This is a genomic window from Halanaerobaculum tunisiense (genome assembly GCF_054657635.1).
In genome coordinates, this window is the sequence record NZ_BAAHYI010000011.1 from 1 (window position 1) to 14,885 (window position 14,885).

30 protein-coding genes are annotated in these 14,885 nt (G+C 37.5%); all 30 read left to right on the plus strand.

Translation table 11 applies throughout. The features are described 5' to 3' along the window. Nucleotides 1–159 (plus strand): EF-Tu C-terminal domain-related protein (locus ACYQ3D_RS09700; RefSeq protein WP_459838254.1); only part of this gene is annotated, 159 nt, incomplete at its 5' end. A gap of 82 nt (nucleotides 160–241) precedes the next feature. Next, entirely contained in the window at nucleotides 242–559 is a 318-nt protein-coding gene (rpsJ, locus tag ACYQ3D_RS09705) for a 30S ribosomal protein S10 (protein ID WP_459838164.1), read from the plus strand. 30 nt (nucleotides 560–589) lie between these two features. Beyond that, nucleotides 590–1,213, plus strand: coding sequence for a 50S ribosomal protein L3 (gene rplC / locus ACYQ3D_RS09710; RefSeq protein ID WP_459838165.1), 624 nt, complete (start codon nucleotides 590–592; stop codon nucleotides 1,211–1,213). A 21-nt stretch (nucleotides 1,214–1,234) separates the two neighbouring features. Further along, nucleotides 1,235–1,867: a 50S ribosomal protein L4 gene (rplD, locus tag ACYQ3D_RS09715; protein WP_459838166.1), complete on the plus strand. Its 633-nt coding sequence runs from the start codon at nucleotides 1,235–1,237 to the stop codon at nucleotides 1,865–1,867. Continuing rightward, nucleotides 1,867–2,154: a 50S ribosomal protein L23 gene (rplW, locus tag ACYQ3D_RS09720; protein ID WP_459838167.1), complete on the plus strand. Its 288-nt coding sequence runs from the start codon at nucleotides 1,867–1,869 to the stop codon at nucleotides 2,152–2,154. Before rplD ends, rplW begins: the two co-directional genes overlap by 1 nt. A gap of 25 nt (nucleotides 2,155–2,179) precedes the next feature. Continuing rightward, nucleotides 2,180–3,028: a 50S ribosomal protein L2 gene (gene rplB, locus ACYQ3D_RS09725; RefSeq protein ID WP_459838168.1), complete on the plus strand. Its 849-nt coding sequence runs from the start codon at nucleotides 2,180–2,182 to the stop codon at nucleotides 3,026–3,028. A 21-nt stretch (nucleotides 3,029–3,049) separates the two neighbouring features. Then, a complete protein-coding gene (gene rpsS / locus ACYQ3D_RS09730; RefSeq protein WP_459838169.1) occupies nucleotides 3,050–3,325 on the plus strand; it encodes a 30S ribosomal protein S19 in 276 nt (91 codons plus the stop codon). A 17-nt stretch (nucleotides 3,326–3,342) separates the two neighbouring features. After that, nucleotides 3,343–3,681, plus strand: coding sequence for a 50S ribosomal protein L22 (gene rplV / locus ACYQ3D_RS09735; RefSeq protein WP_459838170.1), 339 nt, complete (start codon nucleotides 3,343–3,345; stop codon nucleotides 3,679–3,681). A gap of 4 nt (nucleotides 3,682–3,685) precedes the next feature. Continuing rightward, on the plus strand, nucleotides 3,686–4,339 hold the full coding sequence (gene rpsC, locus ACYQ3D_RS09740) for a 30S ribosomal protein S3 (RefSeq protein WP_459838171.1): 654 nt from the start codon (nucleotides 3,686–3,688) through the stop codon (nucleotides 4,337–4,339). An 18-nt stretch (nucleotides 4,340–4,357) separates the two neighbouring features. Next, nucleotides 4,358–4,792, plus strand: coding sequence for a 50S ribosomal protein L16 (rplP, locus tag ACYQ3D_RS09745; protein WP_459838172.1), 435 nt, complete (start codon nucleotides 4,358–4,360; stop codon nucleotides 4,790–4,792). Beyond that, complete coding sequence (gene rpmC / locus ACYQ3D_RS09750; RefSeq protein WP_459838255.1) at nucleotides 4,782–4,985, plus strand: 50S ribosomal protein L29; 204 nt, start codon at nucleotides 4,782–4,784, stop codon at nucleotides 4,983–4,985. The genes rplP and rpmC overlap by 11 nt, the downstream gene beginning before the upstream one ends. Before the next feature lie 15 nt (nucleotides 4,986–5,000). After that, complete coding sequence (gene rpsQ / locus ACYQ3D_RS09755; RefSeq protein WP_459838173.1) at nucleotides 5,001–5,255, plus strand: 30S ribosomal protein S17; 255 nt, start codon at nucleotides 5,001–5,003, stop codon at nucleotides 5,253–5,255. 32 nt (nucleotides 5,256–5,287) lie between these two features. Beyond that, a complete protein-coding gene (gene rplN / locus ACYQ3D_RS09760; RefSeq protein WP_459838174.1) occupies nucleotides 5,288–5,656 on the plus strand; it encodes a 50S ribosomal protein L14 in 369 nt (122 codons plus the stop codon). Nucleotides 5,657–5,690: 34 nt separating this feature from the next. Further along, entirely contained in the window at nucleotides 5,691–6,017 is a 327-nt protein-coding gene (gene rplX, locus ACYQ3D_RS09765) for a 50S ribosomal protein L24 (protein WP_459838175.1), read from the plus strand. 23 nt (nucleotides 6,018–6,040) lie between these two features. Next, nucleotides 6,041–6,580 (plus strand): 50S ribosomal protein L5, encoded by a 540-nt coding sequence (rplE, locus tag ACYQ3D_RS09770; RefSeq protein ID WP_459838176.1) that lies wholly within the window; start codon nucleotides 6,041–6,043, stop codon nucleotides 6,578–6,580. Between the two features lie 17 nt (nucleotides 6,581–6,597). Beyond that, on the plus strand, nucleotides 6,598–6,783 hold the full coding sequence (locus ACYQ3D_RS09775) for a type Z 30S ribosomal protein S14 (protein ID WP_459838177.1): 186 nt from the start codon (nucleotides 6,598–6,600) through the stop codon (nucleotides 6,781–6,783). Between the two features lie 33 nt (nucleotides 6,784–6,816). Further along, nucleotides 6,817–7,215 carry a 30S ribosomal protein S8 gene (rpsH, locus tag ACYQ3D_RS09780; protein WP_459838178.1) on the plus strand — a complete coding sequence of 133 codons (399 nt, stop codon included), beginning with the start codon at nucleotides 6,817–6,819 and terminating at the stop codon, nucleotides 7,213–7,215. Nucleotides 7,216–7,240: 25 nt separating this feature from the next. Further along, nucleotides 7,241–7,771, plus strand: a complete 531-nt coding sequence (rplF, locus tag ACYQ3D_RS09785; RefSeq protein ID WP_459838179.1) for a 50S ribosomal protein L6 — start codon at nucleotides 7,241–7,243, stop codon at nucleotides 7,769–7,771. 35 nt (nucleotides 7,772–7,806) lie between these two features. Continuing rightward, nucleotides 7,807–8,172: a 50S ribosomal protein L18 gene (gene rplR, locus ACYQ3D_RS09790; RefSeq protein WP_459838180.1), complete on the plus strand. Its 366-nt coding sequence runs from the start codon at nucleotides 7,807–7,809 to the stop codon at nucleotides 8,170–8,172. 18 nt (nucleotides 8,173–8,190) lie between these two features. Next, a complete protein-coding gene (rpsE, locus tag ACYQ3D_RS09795; protein WP_459838181.1) occupies nucleotides 8,191–8,706 on the plus strand; it encodes a 30S ribosomal protein S5 in 516 nt (171 codons plus the stop codon). A 33-nt stretch (nucleotides 8,707–8,739) separates the two neighbouring features. Continuing rightward, nucleotides 8,740–9,183 carry a 50S ribosomal protein L15 gene (gene rplO / locus ACYQ3D_RS09800; RefSeq protein ID WP_459838182.1) on the plus strand — a complete coding sequence of 148 codons (444 nt, stop codon included), beginning with the start codon at nucleotides 8,740–8,742 and terminating at the stop codon, nucleotides 9,181–9,183. 3 nt (nucleotides 9,184–9,186) lie between these two features. Beyond that, complete coding sequence (gene secY, locus ACYQ3D_RS09805) at nucleotides 9,187–10,446, plus strand: preprotein translocase subunit SecY (protein WP_459838183.1); 1,260 nt, start codon at nucleotides 9,187–9,189, stop codon at nucleotides 10,444–10,446. A 19-nt stretch (nucleotides 10,447–10,465) separates the two neighbouring features. After that, the gene (locus tag ACYQ3D_RS09810; RefSeq protein ID WP_459838184.1) at nucleotides 10,466–11,104 is read left to right on the plus strand and encodes an adenylate kinase; all 639 of its coding nucleotides are present in this window, start codon (nucleotides 10,466–10,468) and stop codon (nucleotides 11,102–11,104) included. Then, nucleotides 11,105–11,851 (plus strand): type I methionyl aminopeptidase, encoded by a 747-nt coding sequence (map, locus tag ACYQ3D_RS09815; protein WP_459838185.1) that lies wholly within the window; start codon nucleotides 11,105–11,107, stop codon nucleotides 11,849–11,851. A 114-nt stretch (nucleotides 11,852–11,965) separates the two neighbouring features. Further along, nucleotides 11,966–12,190 (plus strand): translation initiation factor IF-1, encoded by a 225-nt coding sequence (infA, locus tag ACYQ3D_RS09820; RefSeq protein ID WP_459838186.1) that lies wholly within the window; start codon nucleotides 11,966–11,968, stop codon nucleotides 12,188–12,190. Nucleotides 12,191–12,212: 22 nt separating this feature from the next. After that, nucleotides 12,213–12,326, plus strand: a complete 114-nt coding sequence (gene rpmJ, locus ACYQ3D_RS09825) for a 50S ribosomal protein L36 (RefSeq protein WP_459838187.1) — start codon at nucleotides 12,213–12,215, stop codon at nucleotides 12,324–12,326. A 109-nt stretch (nucleotides 12,327–12,435) separates the two neighbouring features. Beyond that, entirely contained in the window at nucleotides 12,436–12,792 is a 357-nt protein-coding gene (rpsM, locus tag ACYQ3D_RS09830; protein ID WP_459838188.1) for a 30S ribosomal protein S13, read from the plus strand. Between the two features lie 19 nt (nucleotides 12,793–12,811). Next, entirely contained in the window at nucleotides 12,812–13,180 is a 369-nt protein-coding gene (gene rpsK, locus ACYQ3D_RS09835; protein WP_459838189.1) for a 30S ribosomal protein S11, read from the plus strand. A 36-nt stretch (nucleotides 13,181–13,216) separates the two neighbouring features. Further along, nucleotides 13,217–13,846, plus strand: a complete 630-nt coding sequence (gene rpsD, locus ACYQ3D_RS09840) for a 30S ribosomal protein S4 (protein WP_459838190.1) — start codon at nucleotides 13,217–13,219, stop codon at nucleotides 13,844–13,846. Nucleotides 13,847–13,925: 79 nt separating this feature from the next. Further along, on the plus strand, nucleotides 13,926–14,867 hold the full coding sequence (locus ACYQ3D_RS09845) for a DNA-directed RNA polymerase subunit alpha (protein ID WP_459838191.1): 942 nt from the start codon (nucleotides 13,926–13,928) through the stop codon (nucleotides 14,865–14,867). The last annotated feature ends 18 nt before the right edge of the window (nucleotides 14,868–14,885 follow it).

Sequence of the window (14,885 nt, forward strand, 5' to 3'; positions counted from 1 at the left end):
AACCTACCAGAAGATGTAGATATGGTAATGCCAGGAGATAACATTGAGATGGATGCAGAATTAATTTCACCGATTGCAATGGAAGAAGGATTAAGATTTGCAATTCGGGAAGGTGGCAAGACTGTAGGCGCTGGTGTGGTAACTGAAATCGTTGAATAATGACAGGATAACAAGAAAATGAGGAGCTTTTTCTCCTCATCTTTTTTTCTGTCTAATTAATGTTAATCGGAGGTGAAGATAAATGGCTGAAGAAGGTAGAGAGAAAGTTAGAATCAAACTCAAGGGTTATGAACATCAATTATTAGATAATTCAGCAGAGAAGATTGTAGAAACAGCTAATCGAACTGGTGCTGGGGTTTCTGGTCCTGTTCCTTTACCTACTAAAAAAGAAGTATTTACTATTTTGCGTTCTCCCCATGTAAATAGTAAATCAAGAGAACAATTTGAAATTAGAACTCATAAACGATTAATCGATATTAAGGAACCGACACCAAAAACAATTGATTCACTAATGAGATTAGATTTACCTGCTGGTGTCGATATCGAGATTAAATTATAATAGCTTGTTAGCTTGAGGAGGTGTAGTCAAATGAAAGGTATTTTAGGAAAAAAGATTGGTATGACGCAAGTGTTTGCTGATAATGGAGAAGTCATACCGGTAACAGTTGTTGAAGCAGGTCCTTGTCCTGTTATTCAGAAAAAGACAGAAGAGGTAGATGGATATACTGCTGTACAGTTAGGTTTTGAGGATGCTAAGGTGTCTAGAGTAAATAAACCATTACAGGGTCATTTTGAGAAGTATGGGATTGAACCTAAAAAATATATTAAAGAATTTCGGATTGATGGTGTAGAAGAATTAGAAACAGGAGCTGAAGTTGCAGTCGATACTTTTACTCCTGGTGATAAGATTGATGTAACTGGTACTTCTAAAGGGAAAGGGTTTACTGGTACCGTTAAGAGATGGAACTTTAATATGGGGCCTAAGACTCATGGTTCTAGAAATTATAGGTTACCAGGTTCTATCGGCCAGAGTGCTGATCCATCAAGAGTATTCAAAGGTAAGAAGATGGCTGGACGTATGGGTCGAGAGAAAGTAACAATTCAAAACTTAGAAGTAGTTAAAGTTGATCCGGAAAAGAATTTATTATTGGTTAAAGGTTCTGTACCAGGACCTAAAGAAAACTTATTAACTATTACAGAAGCAGTAAAGTAGTCTTAGAAAGGAGGATAAATCATGCCCGAATTACCTGTATATAATACTGAGGGCCAACAAGTAGGAAGAAATGTAGGCCTGAAAGAAGATGTGTTTGCTGTAGAAATAAATGAGCATGTTGTTCATGAGGCAGTTACTGCTCAATTAGCTGCTAAAAGAGCTGGTACTGCTAAGACAAAAACACGGGGAGAAGTAAGAGGAGGTGGCCGTAAGCCTTGGAGACAGAAAGGTACCGGTCGAGCTCGTCACGGAAGTATTCGTTCCCCAATCTGGGTTGGTGGTGGAACAACATTTGGACCTCAACCACGTAGTTATGAGAAAGATATTCCGAAGAAAGTTAAAAAGTTAGCAGTTAAGTCTGCTTTAACTTCTAAACTTGAGGAAGAAGAATTAACTATTGTTGATGGTTTTGAGTTTAATCAACCTAAAACTAAACAAATGATTTCTGTTTTGGAGAATCTTGATGCAGCTGATAAAAAGGTATTAATTGTGCTTGATGCTCGCGATTATAATCTTTACAAGTCAGCTCGCAATATTCCAGAAGTTAAAGTTATTGGTTCCCAACAGGTAACAGTTTATGATATCTTAAATAGTGACCGAGTACTAATGACTGAAGATGCTATTAATCAAGTTGAGGAGGTGCTTGTAGTATAATGGATTTACGAGATATTGTGATTGCACCTCATATTTCCGAAAAGAGTATGGCCGATATGGAAGAGAGAAACTGGTATACTTTCAAGGTTGTACTAGATGCTAACAAACCGCAAATTAAACAAGCAATAGAAGAGATCTTTGATGTGCAAGTAGATAAAGTTACTACTTGCAAGATGCCAAGTAAAAAACGAAGAATGGGCCGGCATGAAGGTACTACTGCAGCTTGGAAAAAGGCTCGAGTTAAATTAGCTGCTGACGATACGATTGAAATCTTTGAAGGTGTATAATCTTTAGAAAAAGGAGGGACTAAGAATGGCAATTAAAACATTTAAGCCGACTACCCCATCCCGAAGATATATGACAGTTGATACTTTTGAGGATGTTACGGCTGCTGAACCAGAAAAGTCTTTATTAGAACCACTAAAGAAGACTGGAGGTCGTAATAACAAGGGTAGAGTTACTGCTAGACACCGTGGTGGAGGACACAAGAGAAAATATAGAGTGATTGATTTTGCAAGAGATAAAGATGGAATTCCAGCTAAAGTGGCTACTATCGAATATGATCCAAATCGATCTGCCAGAATTGCTTTATTGAATTATGCTGACGGAGAAAAGAGATATATTCTTGCTCCGAGAGAACTAGAGGTAGGAGATCAACTTATGTCTGGTGCTGAAGCTGATATTAAACCAGGTAATGCACTACCTTTAGATAGAGTTCCGGTTGGTACTATAATTCATAATATCGAACTAAAACCAGGTAAAGGTGGTCAGTTAGTTCGAGCTGCTGGAGTTCAAGCACAGGTAATGGCTAAAGAAGAGGATTTTGTTCATGTTGAATTACCTTCTGGAGAAGTAAGGTTGATTAATGCTAACTGTAAAGCTACAGTAGGCCAGGTTGGTAATGTAGAACATGAAAATATTACAATTGGTAAAGCAGGACGAAGTCGTTGGTTAGGTCGCAGACCTAGTGTTCGAGGTGTAGTTATGAACCCACATGATCACCCACATGGTGGTGGTGAAGGTAAAAAGCCTGCTGGTAGACATCCTGTAACTCCATGGGGTAAACCTACTATGGGGAAAAAGACACGTAAAAACAAAAAGTCTGATAGAATGATTGTTAAAAGCAGACATGAGGATAAAGCTGGTAACAACCAAAAATAATAATTGGAAGGAGGCTAACTAGTGGCGCGCAAGAGGCCTTTCGTAAAACAGAAACTGCTGGATAAAATTAAAGAAATGAATGAATCTGGAGAAAAAGAAGTTATCAAAACATGGTCACGAAGTTCTACTGTTTATCCACAGATGGTAGGGCATACAATTGCTGTTCATGATGGACGGAAGCATGTTCCTATCTATATTACTGAAGAAATGGTAGGTCATAAACTAGGTGAGTTTGCACCAACTAGAATCTTTAGAGGTCACGGAGAGTTTACTGAACGATCTACATCACTTAAATAGTAAAGGGGGTTAAACTCGTGGAAGCAAAATCTATTGCTAAACAAGTACGAATTTCCCCACGTAAGGCAAGATTAGTAATTGATTTAGTGCGGGATAAAGATGTAGCAGAAGCAATTGGTATTTTAAAGAATACACCTAAGAAAGCAGCAGGAATGATAGAAAAGGTACTTAATTCTGCTATAGCCAATGCTGAGCATAATCATGGTATGATTGCTGATGAACTTTATGTTTCGGAAGCTTATGTAGATGAAGGACCAACAATGAAGCGTTATAAGCCAAGAGCTATGGGGCAAGCAAGCCCAATTAAAAAACGAACAAGTCATATTACTGTTAAAGTAGCAGAGAAGGAGGGATAATGAGATGGGAAATAAAATTAATCCGCATGGTTTAAGAGTTGGATATATTAAAGACTGGGATGCTAAATGGTATGCTGATAAAGACGAATACGCTGATTTATTACACGAAGATTTAGAAGTTAGAGAGCATATTAAAGAGAAAATGTACGAAGCTGGTATTTCTCGGATTGTAATTGAACGAGCAGCAGATAGAATTAAGATTGATGTTCATTCTGCTCGACCAGGAATGGTAATTGGTAAGGGTGGTTCTGAAGTAGCCCAATTACGGAATGAATTAGAGGAAATTACTGATAAACAAGTCCAAGTTAATGTAGTAGAGGTTAATCGGCCGGATAAGAATGCTCAATTAGTAGCAGAAAATATTGCCCAGCAGTTGGAAAATAGAGTATCTTTCCGAAGAGCTATGAAGCAAGCACTTAATCGGGCAATGCGCCAGGATGATGTAGAAGGATTTAAGATTGAATGTGCTGGTCGTTTAGGTGGGTCTGAGATGGCTCGGACTGAAGAATATAATGAAGGTAGTGTTCCACTTCATACTTTACGAGCAGATATTGATTACGGATTTACAGAAGCATATACAACTTATGGTAAGATTGGAGTTAAAGTTTGGATTAATAAAGGTGAGATATTACCAGAAGTTGAGGATGAAGAAGAGTAATAGAAAGGAGGCCGTAAAATGTTAATTCCAAAGCGTATCAAGCATAGAAAACAGCATCGTGGGCGATTAAAAGGTAAAGCTACACGGGGAACTGAAGTTAATTTTGGTGACTTTGGACTACAAGCTTTAGAACCAGCTTGGATTACAAATCGTCAGATTGAAGCTGCTAGAATAGCCATTACGCGTCAACTTGAAAGTGATGGTAAGATGTGGGTTAATATTTTCCCTGATAAACCAGTTACTTCTAAACCTGCTGAAACAAGAATGGGTAGCGGTAAAGGTGAAACAGAAGAATGGGTTGCTGTTGTCAAGCCGGGACGGATTATGTTTGAAGTGGGCGGTATCAGTGAAGAAGTTGCCCAAGAGGCTATGCGATTAGCAACACACAAACTACCTATTAAGACTAAATTTGTAAAACGGGGAGAAATGGACGGTGAGCAAGATGAAAGCTAAAGAATTACGTCAGCTAACGGATCAGGAATTAGACCAGAAGTTAAGTGAGTTAAAAGAAGAATTATTTAACTTACGTTTTCAGAATGCTACAATGCAATTGGATAATCCAAGTCGGATTAAGCAAGTTAAGCGTACAATTGCTAGAGTAAAGACGATTATGAATGAACGAGAATTAGGTATTAACCAAGCTTAATAAGGGGGGAGTATTATGGCTGATAAACAGACAAAAGAGGAAATAGGCAAAGTAGTTAGTGCCAAAATGGATAAGACTGCTGTAGTAGCCGTGGAAAGAAAGCAACAGCATCCTCTATATAAACGAGTAATTAATAAAACTTCTAAGTTTAAAGCGCATGATGAGAATAATGAATGTAGCGAAGGAGATAAGGTCAAGATTGTGGAGACTCGTCCACTAAGCAAGACTAAAAACTGGAAAGTTGCTGAAATAATTCGGCAAGCTAAATAATTTAAATTGTCTGATCGGAAGGAGGGACTATAATGATCCAAACAGAATCTACATTGCAAGTAGCAGATAATTCAGGTGCTAGAGAATTATTATGTGTTAAAGTTTTAGGTGGTTCTGGAAAACGCTATGCTTCGTTAGGAGATGTAGTGATTGCTACAGTTAAGGAAGCAATTCCCGATGGTATGGTAGGTAAAGGTGAGGTTGTTAAAGCTGTAATTGTACGTACTAAACGTAAAGTAAAACGAGATGATGGTTCTTATATTAGCTTTGATGAAAATGCAGCTGTAATAGTTGATGACAATGATGCCCCTACTGGAACTCGAGTCTTTGGTCCAATTGCTCGGGAATTAAGAGATGAAAATTATACTCGCATTATTTCTTTAGCTCCTGAAGTTTTATAATTGGTTGTTTGAATTCAGAAAGGAGGTTGACAGTATGTCTAAGCCTAAGGTACACGTTAAAAAAGGTGATCAAGTAGAAGTTATTGCTGGTAAAGATAAAGGACGCCAAGGAGAAATCTTAAAAGTGATTCCGCAGGAGAGTCGTGTGATTGTAGAAGGGATTAATATTATTAAAAAGCATGCTCAACCAACACAGGATAATCCGCAAGGTGGTATTGTAGAAAAAGAAGCTCCGATTCATAGTTCTAATGTGAAATTAGTCTGTGAACATTGTAATCAACCAGCCCGGACTGGTAAGCAGTTTTTAGATAGTGGAGAGAAAGTACGTTACTGTAAAAATTGCGATGAGATTGTAGATTAATTGGTGGAAAGGAGGTAGCAAATATGTCAGTACTAAAAGAAAGATATACTGAAGAAATAGTAGCTTCGTTAATGGATGAATTTGACTATGATAATGTGATGGAAGTTCCTGAGCTAGAAAAGGTTGTAGTTAATATGGGTCTAGGAGAGGCACCGGAAAATGCTAATTTATTAGATGAAGCAGTTGCTAATTTAGAGGCAATTACCGGTCAACAGCCAGTTGTTACTAGAGCTAAAAAGTCTATAGCTAATTTTAAGGTTCGAAAAGGAATGCCAATTGGATGCAAGGTTACTTTACGAGGTGAAGGAATGTATGAGTTTTTATATAAATTAGTTAGCGTTGCTTTACCACGTGTTCGTGACTTTAGAGGGGTTCCTACTAATTCTTTTGATGGCCGAGGTAATTATTCTTTAGGTCTTGATAACTACACAGTTTTTCCTGAACTTGAAGTTGATGATATTACTACAGTCTTAGGTATGGATATTACGATTGTAACTAGTGCAGAGACTGATGAAGAAGCTAAAGAAATGTTGGCCCAGATGGGTATGCCTTTTAGAAAATAACTAAAGGAGGGAAAATAGTGGCTAAAAAATCCAAAATAGAAAAGGCTAAGAGAAAGTCTAAGTATGAGACTCGCGAAGAAAGAAGATGTAGACGTTGCGGTCGATCTCATGGTGTACTACAAAGATTTGAATTATGTAGAATTTGTTTTCGAGAATTAGCTCACGCTGGTAAATTACCAGGCGTGCAAAAATCTAGTTGGTAAAATAAGTGATTATTTGAAGGGAGGTTAGTATTTATGTCTGTAAACGATCCGATTGCTGATATGTTAACGAGAATTAGAAATGCCAATCAAGTTTATGATGATCAAGTAGAGATCCCAGCATCTAACTTAAAAGAAGAAGTTGCTCGGGTATTAACTGAAGAAGGTTTTACTAACGATTACAACAGACAAGAGGATACTGCTCAAGGAACGATAACTCTTGATCTGAAGTATGGTTCTAAGGGAGAAAAGGTGATTACTGGTTTAAAGAGAATTAGTAAACCAGGTTTAAGAGTTTATGCTGATAAAGAGGAATTACCAAAGGTATTAGGTGGATTAGGTATTGCAATCATTTCTACTTCGCAAGGTGTAATGACAGATAAGGAAGCTCGTAAAGCTGGAATTGGTGGCGAGGTTCTCTGTTACGTTTGGTAATTAAAAATCAAGGGGGGTGTAGATTATGTCTCGAGTCGGTCATATACCTGTTGAAATCCCAGAAAAAGTTGAAATATCTGTAGAAGGTACTGCTGTTACGGTAGAAGGTCCTAAAGGAGAACTAGCGGAAGAATTCAGTTCTAGACTAGATATTGAGGTTAATGAGGAAGAATTAGTTGTTACTAGATCTACTGATTCTAAAGAAGATAAATCTTTACATGGTTTAGCTCGGAGCCAGATTGTTAATATGGTTGAAGGAGTAACTGAAGGTTATGAGAAAAAACTAGAGCTAAATGGTGTTGGTTATAGAGCTGTTAAGAAAGGAAATAAATTAGAATTGCAAGTTGGTTATTCTCATCCAGTAGTTATTGAGCCAGAAGAAGGAATTGAATTTGAAGTGGAGGAGAATGAAATCACTGTTAAAGGTGCTGATAAACAACTTGTAGGTCAGGTAGCAGCTGATATTAGAGAAGTTAGAAAGCCGGAACCTTATAACGGTAAAGGAATTAAGTATGTTGACGAAAAGATTAGACGTAAAGAAGGTAAAACTGCTTAATAATTGTTAATTTTGGTGGAAAAGGAGGGAAAGCCATGAGTAAACTAGATAAAGAAGAAGCTAGACAGCGAAGACATAAACGAGTTCGGAAAAAGGTAGAAGGAACTCCTACTCAACCTCGTTTGCATGTTTCTAAGAGTTTGAATCATATTTATGCGCAAGTTATTGATGATTTTAGAGAAATAACTTTAGCGTCAGCTTCCACTGTTGATACTGAAATTAGAGATGAGATTGAGAATGGTGGTAATGTTGAAGCTGCTCAAATTGTAGGGCAGTATATTGCTGAGCGTGCTTTAGAAGAAGGAGTCGAAGAAGTTGTCTTTGATCGTGGTGGTTATAAGTATCACGGTCGGATTAAAGCATTAGCTGAAGCAGCTCGTGAAGGCGGGCTCGACTTTTAAGATAAAGGAGGGAAGAAAATGAATAAAGCTAAAAGAGAGATTATTGATTCCAGTGATTTAGACTTAGAGGAACGTGTTGTAGATATTCGTCGAGTTTCTAAAGTAGTTAAAGGTGGACGTCGGTTTAGTTTTAGTGCTTTAGTAGTTGTAGGTAATGGTAATGGTTATGTAGGAGCTGCAATTGGAAAAGCTAATGAGGTTCCAGCTGCTATTCGAAAAGGGATTGAAACTGCTAAGAATCAATTAGTGGAAGTTCCGTTAACTGATACAACTATTCCTCATGAGATCACTGGTGTCTTTGGGGCTGGGCAAGTATTGTTAAAGCCTGCTTCTGAAGGTACTGGAGTAATTGCTGGTGGTCCAATTCGTGCTGTTATTGAATTAACTGGTATCCAAGATATTTTAACTAAGTCATTAGGTACTGATAACCCAATTAATATGGTCCGAGCAGCAATTCAAGGTTTAAGTAGCTTGAAAGATGCCGAAAATGTTGCTAAACTAAGAGATAAGTCAGTAGAAGAATTATTAGGATAGTAAGTTATTAATTTTTTAAAGGAGGTGACAACTATGGGATTAGACTTACATGATCTACAGCCAGCTGAAGGTTCTAAGCAGGATAAAAAACGTGTTGGACGAGGAGTAGGTTCTGGTAAAGGTAAGACTAGTGGTCGTGGAACGAAGGGCCAAAATGCTCGTTCAGGAGGTAGCGTAGGAGTTATCTTTGAAGGTGGTCAGACTCCTTATTTTAAACGCTTCCCTAAGCGAGGATTTTCCAATGCTGAGTTTAAGACGGAGTATGCTATTGTTAATATCAAGGATCTTAATCGGTTTGAGGAAGAAGTTACTATTGCTGATTTAAAAGACGCTGGATTAATCAATAAAGAAAAAGATGGCGTTAAGATTCTTGGCGATGGCGAATTAGACAAGTCTTTAACTGTTAGAGCACATAAGTTTAGTAAATCTGCAGTTAAAAAAATTGAAGCTGTTGGGGGAAAGGCTGAGGTGATTTAATAAATGTTATCAGCGTTAGGGAATGCCTTAAAAATTGAGGAATTACGTAATAAGCTGTTATTTGTGTTAGCTATGATAGTAGTTTATAGAATTGGGGCCCACATTCCAGTTCCTGGTATAGATACTGAAGTATTAGGTCAACTCTTTGCCGGTCAAGGTGTGCTGGAGTTTTTAGATATGTTTGCTGGTGGTGCTCTGAGAAGATTTACTATCTTTGCTATGAGTATCAGTCCCTATATTACTTCTTCGATTATTATGCAATTATTAACAGTAGTAATCCCTAAATTAGAGGAACTATCACAACAAGGTCAAGAAGGGAAAAAGATCATTAACCGTTATACTCGGTATGCTACTGTAGTATTAGGATTAGTCCAGGGAACTGGTATTACAATGATGATCAAAAGTCAAGGGGCAATTGCTAACCCAACATTTTTCAATTTAGCTACTATTGTAATCACTTTAACGGCTGGAACTATCTTTTTGATGTGGTTAGGTGAACAGATCACAGATAAAGGCATCGGAAATGGTATCTCAATAATTATTTTTGCATCAATTATTTCTCGGTTTCCAACAGCAGTGATGACAACCATTGAAGGACTAAGAGCAGGAACAATTAATATTTTTAATGTATTAGTCTTTATAGCAATTGCAGTACTAGTGATTGGAGTAGTAATTTATATCCAAGAAGGGCAAAGAAAGATACCAGTCCGTTATTCTAAACGAGTAGTAGGGAATAAAGTATATGGAGGTCAAAATACTCATATTCCGATGAAAGTAAATCAGGCTGGGGTGATTCCAGTTATCTTTGCTTCTTCTGTTTTATTATTCCCAGCTACTATTGCTAGGATTATCCAGTATGATTGGGCTCAATCTATTGCTGAAGCTTTAAGTCCGGGGTCAACATTATATATAATTTTATATGCAGTGATGATTGTCTTCTTTACTTATTTTTATACTGCAATTCAGTTTGATCCCCGAGAAATCGCAGAGAATATGAAACAAAAAGGTGGTTTTGTACCTGGGCGTCGTCCTGGGAGACCTACTTCTGAGTACTTGGATAAAATCTTAACTCGGATTACTTTAGCAGGAGCTATTTTCTTAGCTGCTGTGGCTGTATTACCAAACTTTGTTATTAAGTTAACTGGGATACAAGCCCGGTTTGGCGGAACAGCTTTATTGATTGTTGTTGGTGTTGCTTTAAGAACTATGAAGCAGATTGAGACTCACTTGTTATCTCGACATTACGAGAGCTTTATGCAGTAATTCGTAGGGAGGGATAGTTATGCGTCTAGTATTACTTGGTCCACCAGGAGCAGGGAAAGGTACTCAGGCTGCTCGTCTAGAAGCAGCTTATGACCTGCCCCAGATTGCTACCGGAGATATATTCCGTCAGGCAATGCAAAATGAAACTGAATTAGGCCAGAAAGCTAAAGAATATATTGACCAAGGACAGTTGGTGCCTGATGAAATTGTAGTAGGTATTGTAGAAGAGAGACTACAAGAAGAAGACTGTCAAGCCGGATTTATTCTTGATGGTTTTCCGAGAACAATTGAGCAAGCTGAAGCACTAGCTGAGTTGGATTTTTCTTTGGATGCTGTCTTGAATATTGAAGTCAGTGACCAGGAAGTAGTTAATCGCTTATCTGGTCGTAGAGTTTGTGAAGATTGTGGAGCTACTTTCCACTTAGAATATGATCCGCCTGAGAAGGATATGATTTGTGATCAATGTGGTGGAGAATTGTACCAAAGAGAAGATGATACTCCAGAGACAATTAAAGAAAGACTAGAGGTCTATCAAGAGAAAACTGCTCCTTTAGTTGATTATTATCAAGATAGAGATCTGTTGTACTCAGTAACTGGTGAACAGGATCTGGAGCAAGTTTTTGCTGAGATAACTTCTGTTTTAGAGGAGTTAAAGTAGATGATTATCAGAAAATCTCAACGTGAGATCGAGCTGATGAAGCAGGCTGGTCAGATAGTTGCTGAGACTCATAAATTATTAGCTGATAAAATTGAACCAGGGATTACAACGCAGGAAATTGATCAGTTGGCAGAAGAATTTATCTTAGACCAGGGGGCTGAGCCTGCCTTTAAAGGTTATCAAGGATTTCCTAATACCGTTTGTGTTGCTATTAATGAACAAGTAGTCCATGGGATTCCCGGTTCTTATTCTCTCAAGTCAGGTGATATTATTGGTCTGGATATTGGAGCAGTAATTAATGGTTATTATGGTGATGCTGCGCAAACTTTAGCAGTTGGTGAGGTATCTTCTACTGCTCAGGATCTATTACAGGTAACTAAAGAATCACTCTTACAAGGAATTGAAGAGGCTAAGATTGGTAATAGAGTCTCTGATATTTCACATGCTATTCAGCAACACGCTGAAGGTAATGGTTATTCTGTAGTCCGCAAATTTGTAGGCCATGGCATCGGAAAGAAGATGCATGAAGATCCCCAAGTTCCTAATTTTGGTGCTCCCAATCGCGGGCCTAGATTAAAAGAAGGAATGGTCTTAGCTATTGAACCTATGATTAATCTTGGTACCCCACGGGTTAAGACTTTGGATGATGGTTGGACTGTAATAACGCAGGACGAAGAATTATCAGCTCATTTCGAGTATACAGTAGCTATTACAGAGTCAGGACCCCAAATTTTAACTCAGTTTTAGTTAAGATTGCATAAAATGATTCATTTGTGATATAATCATATATTGAGAGTCTGTAAATCAAGGTGGACTGAATTTAACTTAATCTTTATTTATAGAGGAGGTTTAATAGACTTAATGTCTAAAAAAGAGGAACCTATTGAAGTTGAGGGTACCGTAGTTGAGACACTGCCAAATGCTAAGTTTAAAGTGGAGTTAGAAAATGACCATGAAGTGTTGGCCCATGTGTCCGGTAAGATGAGAATGAACTTTATTAAGATTTTACCTGGTGATACGGTAACTGTTGAATTGTCTCCTTATGATTTAGAACGAGGTCGAATCACTTATCGTCATGAATCCTAAATAGATCTAAAGGAGGGGTAGCATGAAAGTTCGACCATCAGTTAAACCTATTTGTGATAAATGTAAAGTAGTTCGTCGGAATGGTACAGTTTATGTTATTTGCGAGAATCCTAAACACAAACAGCGACAAGGATAGAGAACAGTTGATAATTGATAGTTAAAATTCAAAACAATTAAAGTAATTTTAAAACGACTTTAATTCTTAAGGTTTTAACTATAAATTACTACCAGGAGGTGTAATAGTTATGGCACGGATAGAAGGTGTCGATTTACCAAAGGATAAAAAAGTAAAGGTTGGATTAACTTATATTTATGGTATTGGTCGCTCTTCTGCTTTAGATATTCTAGAGGAAACAGAAGTTGACCCAGAGATTAAGGTACATGAATTATCAGAAAGCCAGATTGCTAAGCTACGATCAGCAATTGATGAAGAATATGTAGTTGAAGGTGAGTTACGTCGTCAGGAAAAGGCTGATATTAAAAGATTAAAAGATATTGGAAGTTATCGAGGTATTAGACACAGAAAAGGTTTACCAGTTAGAGGACAGCGGACACAGACTAATGCCCGAACTAGAAAAGGACCAAATCAATCAGGAGAATAGATAATTAAGGAGGGATAATATGGCTCAAAATACTAATAGGAGAGTAGAAAGAGGGCAAGCACATATTCGTTCTACTTTCAATAATACAATTATTACTTTAACTGATCAAAAAGGTAATACACTTACTTGGTCAAGTGCTGGTAATTTAGGATTTAAAGGCTCTAGAAAAGGGACTCCTTATGCTGCACAACAAGCAGCTGACGAGGCCGCTAAAGAGGCAGCTGAGTATGGATTAAAAGAAGTTAAGGTCTTTGTTAAAGGACCTGGGTCTGGTCGTGAGTCTGCTATTAGAGCTTTGCAGGCTGCTGGGATTGAGGTTACTTCTATTAAAGATGTAACACCTATTCCCCATAATGGTTGTCGACCACCAAAACGTCGGAGAGTATAACACTAGACAATAATATACTTTGGAGGTGTAAGGAATATGGCAAGATATACTGGACCGGTTTGTAAATTATGTCGACGAGAAGGAGAAAAATTATTCTTAAAAGGTGAGAGATGTCACACTGATAAGTGTGCTATCGAACGTCGTCCTTATGCGCCGGGAGATCAAGGACAGAATAGAAGAGGTAATTTATCTGAATATGGATTACAATTAAGAGAAAAGCAGAAAGTTAGAAGAGCTTATGGTGTGTTAGAAAATCAATTTAGACGTTACTTTGAGGAAGCAGAGACTGAACCAGGAATCACTGGTGAACAGTTCTTACAGCTATTAGAAAAAAGATTGGATAATGTTGTTTATAGATTAGGTTTTGCTACTTCCCGTAATGAAGCTCGTCAACTTGTAAAGCATGGTCATATTGAAGTGAATGGTGACCGAGTTGATATTCCATCTTATCGTGTTGAAGTAGATGATGAGATTGAGATAGCAGAAGGTAGCAAAAATATGAAGCGGATGAAAGAAGTTAGAGAGTATAACCAAGATGTAGAAGTTATTTCTTGGTTGCAGGTTAACTTAGAAAAATTAACTGGTAAGGTATTAGCTGAACCAGTAAGAGAAGAAATTGATCTACCAATCCAAGAGCAGTTAATTGTAGAGTTCTACTCTAGATAATAGCAGGTAGGTGGTTCAGATCTGAACCACTTTATATTACCCTTAAAGTTGATTAATAAACAAAGGGGGAGAAATACTAATGATTGAGATTGAAAAACCGACTATTGAACGTGTTGAATCCGATGATACTTATGGTGAATTTGTGATTACTCCCTTAGAAAGAGGTTATGGTACTACTCTTGGTAATTCATTACGTAGAATTATGTTATCTTCTATGCCAGGGGCGGCAATAACTTCAATCAAAATTGAAGGAGTCCAGCATGAATTTTCTACTGTACCAGGGGTTAGAGAAGATGTAGCTGATATTATTTTGAATTTAAAAGATTTAGTTATTAGGATGGAAGAAGAAGAACCCCAAACAATTAGGATTAATACTGATCAAGAAGGTACAGTGACTGCTGATCAATTTCAAGTTAGTGGTAATTTAGAAATTCTTAATCCAAAATTAGAGATTGCTACATTATCTGGTGAGGGAGAATTCAACTTAGAAGCAGTGGTAGAAGAAGGTCGAGGTTATGTTAGAGCGGAAGATAATGAATCCGAAGAGGATGTAATTGGAGAGATTGCTGTTGATTCTGATTTCTCCCCTATTCGTAGAGTTAATTTTGATGTTACTGATACACGAGTAGGAGATAGAAGTGATTTAGATGAATTAACTCTTAAAGTGGAGACAGATGGTAGTCTGGATGCTGAAGATGCTATCAGCTTAGCCTCTAAGGTGTTAGATGAACATCTGGATATGTTAATTAACTTAAATGAAGAAATCAGTGAATCTGATGTGATGGTAGAAAAAGAAGAAGAAGAAAAGAATGAAATCTTAGAAACTACTATTGAAGAGCTTGATTTATCAGTCCGTTCTTCTAACTGCCTCAAGAGAGCTGGTATTGATACAGTAGAGGAATTAACGTCCACTACTGAAAATGAGTTAATGCAGATTAGAAACTTAGGTAAGAAGTCATTACAGGAGATCAAGGCCAAGTTAGCTGAACTGGATTTAACTCTAAAACACCCTGAATTATAATAGAATATAGGAGGTGGA

What these genes read in the sequence shown, in the direction of transcription:
- rpsJ (WP_459838164.1), top strand. Translation starts at nt 242, where the DNA reads ATGGCTGAAGAAGGTAGAGAGAAAGTTAGAATCAAACTCAAGGGTTAT.
- rplC (WP_459838165.1), top strand. Translation starts at nt 590, where the DNA reads ATGAAAGGTATTTTAGGAAAAAAGATTGGTATGACGCAAGTGTTTGCT.
- rplD (WP_459838166.1), top strand. Translation starts at nt 1,235, where the DNA reads ATGCCCGAATTACCTGTATATAATACTGAGGGCCAACAAGTAGGAAGA.
- rplW (WP_459838167.1), top strand. Translation starts at nt 1,867, where the DNA reads ATGGATTTACGAGATATTGTGATTGCACCTCATATTTCCGAAAAGAGT.
- rplB (WP_459838168.1), top strand. Translation starts at nt 2,180, where the DNA reads ATGGCAATTAAAACATTTAAGCCGACTACCCCATCCCGAAGATATATG.
- rpsC (WP_459838171.1), top strand. Translation starts at nt 3,686, where the DNA reads ATGGGAAATAAAATTAATCCGCATGGTTTAAGAGTTGGATATATTAAA.
- rplP (WP_459838172.1), top strand. Translation starts at nt 4,358, where the DNA reads ATGTTAATTCCAAAGCGTATCAAGCATAGAAAACAGCATCGTGGGCGA.
- rpmC (WP_459838255.1), top strand. Translation starts at nt 4,782, where the DNA reads ATGAAAGCTAAAGAATTACGTCAGCTAACGGATCAGGAATTAGACCAG.
- rpsQ (WP_459838173.1), top strand. Translation starts at nt 5,001, where the DNA reads ATGGCTGATAAACAGACAAAAGAGGAAATAGGCAAAGTAGTTAGTGCC.
- rplN (WP_459838174.1), top strand. Translation starts at nt 5,288, where the DNA reads ATGATCCAAACAGAATCTACATTGCAAGTAGCAGATAATTCAGGTGCT.
- rplX (WP_459838175.1), top strand. Translation starts at nt 5,691, where the DNA reads ATGTCTAAGCCTAAGGTACACGTTAAAAAAGGTGATCAAGTAGAAGTT.
- rplE (WP_459838176.1), top strand. Translation starts at nt 6,041, where the DNA reads ATGTCAGTACTAAAAGAAAGATATACTGAAGAAATAGTAGCTTCGTTA.
- rpsH (WP_459838178.1), top strand. Translation starts at nt 6,817, where the DNA reads ATGTCTGTAAACGATCCGATTGCTGATATGTTAACGAGAATTAGAAAT.
- rplF (WP_459838179.1), top strand. Translation starts at nt 7,241, where the DNA reads ATGTCTCGAGTCGGTCATATACCTGTTGAAATCCCAGAAAAAGTTGAA.
- rplR (WP_459838180.1), top strand. Translation starts at nt 7,807, where the DNA reads ATGAGTAAACTAGATAAAGAAGAAGCTAGACAGCGAAGACATAAACGA.
- rpsE (WP_459838181.1), top strand. Translation starts at nt 8,191, where the DNA reads ATGAATAAAGCTAAAAGAGAGATTATTGATTCCAGTGATTTAGACTTA.
- rplO (WP_459838182.1), top strand. Translation starts at nt 8,740, where the DNA reads ATGGGATTAGACTTACATGATCTACAGCCAGCTGAAGGTTCTAAGCAG.
- secY (WP_459838183.1), top strand. Translation starts at nt 9,187, where the DNA reads ATGTTATCAGCGTTAGGGAATGCCTTAAAAATTGAGGAATTACGTAAT.
- ACYQ3D_RS09810 (WP_459838184.1), top strand. Translation starts at nt 10,466, where the DNA reads ATGCGTCTAGTATTACTTGGTCCACCAGGAGCAGGGAAAGGTACTCAG.
- map (WP_459838185.1), top strand. Translation starts at nt 11,105, where the DNA reads ATGATTATCAGAAAATCTCAACGTGAGATCGAGCTGATGAAGCAGGCT.
- infA (WP_459838186.1), top strand. Translation starts at nt 11,966, where the DNA reads ATGTCTAAAAAAGAGGAACCTATTGAAGTTGAGGGTACCGTAGTTGAG.
- rpmJ (WP_459838187.1), top strand. Translation starts at nt 12,213, where the DNA reads ATGAAAGTTCGACCATCAGTTAAACCTATTTGTGATAAATGTAAAGTA.
- rpsM (WP_459838188.1), top strand. Translation starts at nt 12,436, where the DNA reads ATGGCACGGATAGAAGGTGTCGATTTACCAAAGGATAAAAAAGTAAAG.
- rpsK (WP_459838189.1), top strand. Translation starts at nt 12,812, where the DNA reads ATGGCTCAAAATACTAATAGGAGAGTAGAAAGAGGGCAAGCACATATT.
- rpsD (WP_459838190.1), top strand. Translation starts at nt 13,217, where the DNA reads ATGGCAAGATATACTGGACCGGTTTGTAAATTATGTCGACGAGAAGGA.
- ACYQ3D_RS09845 (WP_459838191.1), top strand. Translation starts at nt 13,926, where the DNA reads ATGATTGAGATTGAAAAACCGACTATTGAACGTGTTGAATCCGATGAT.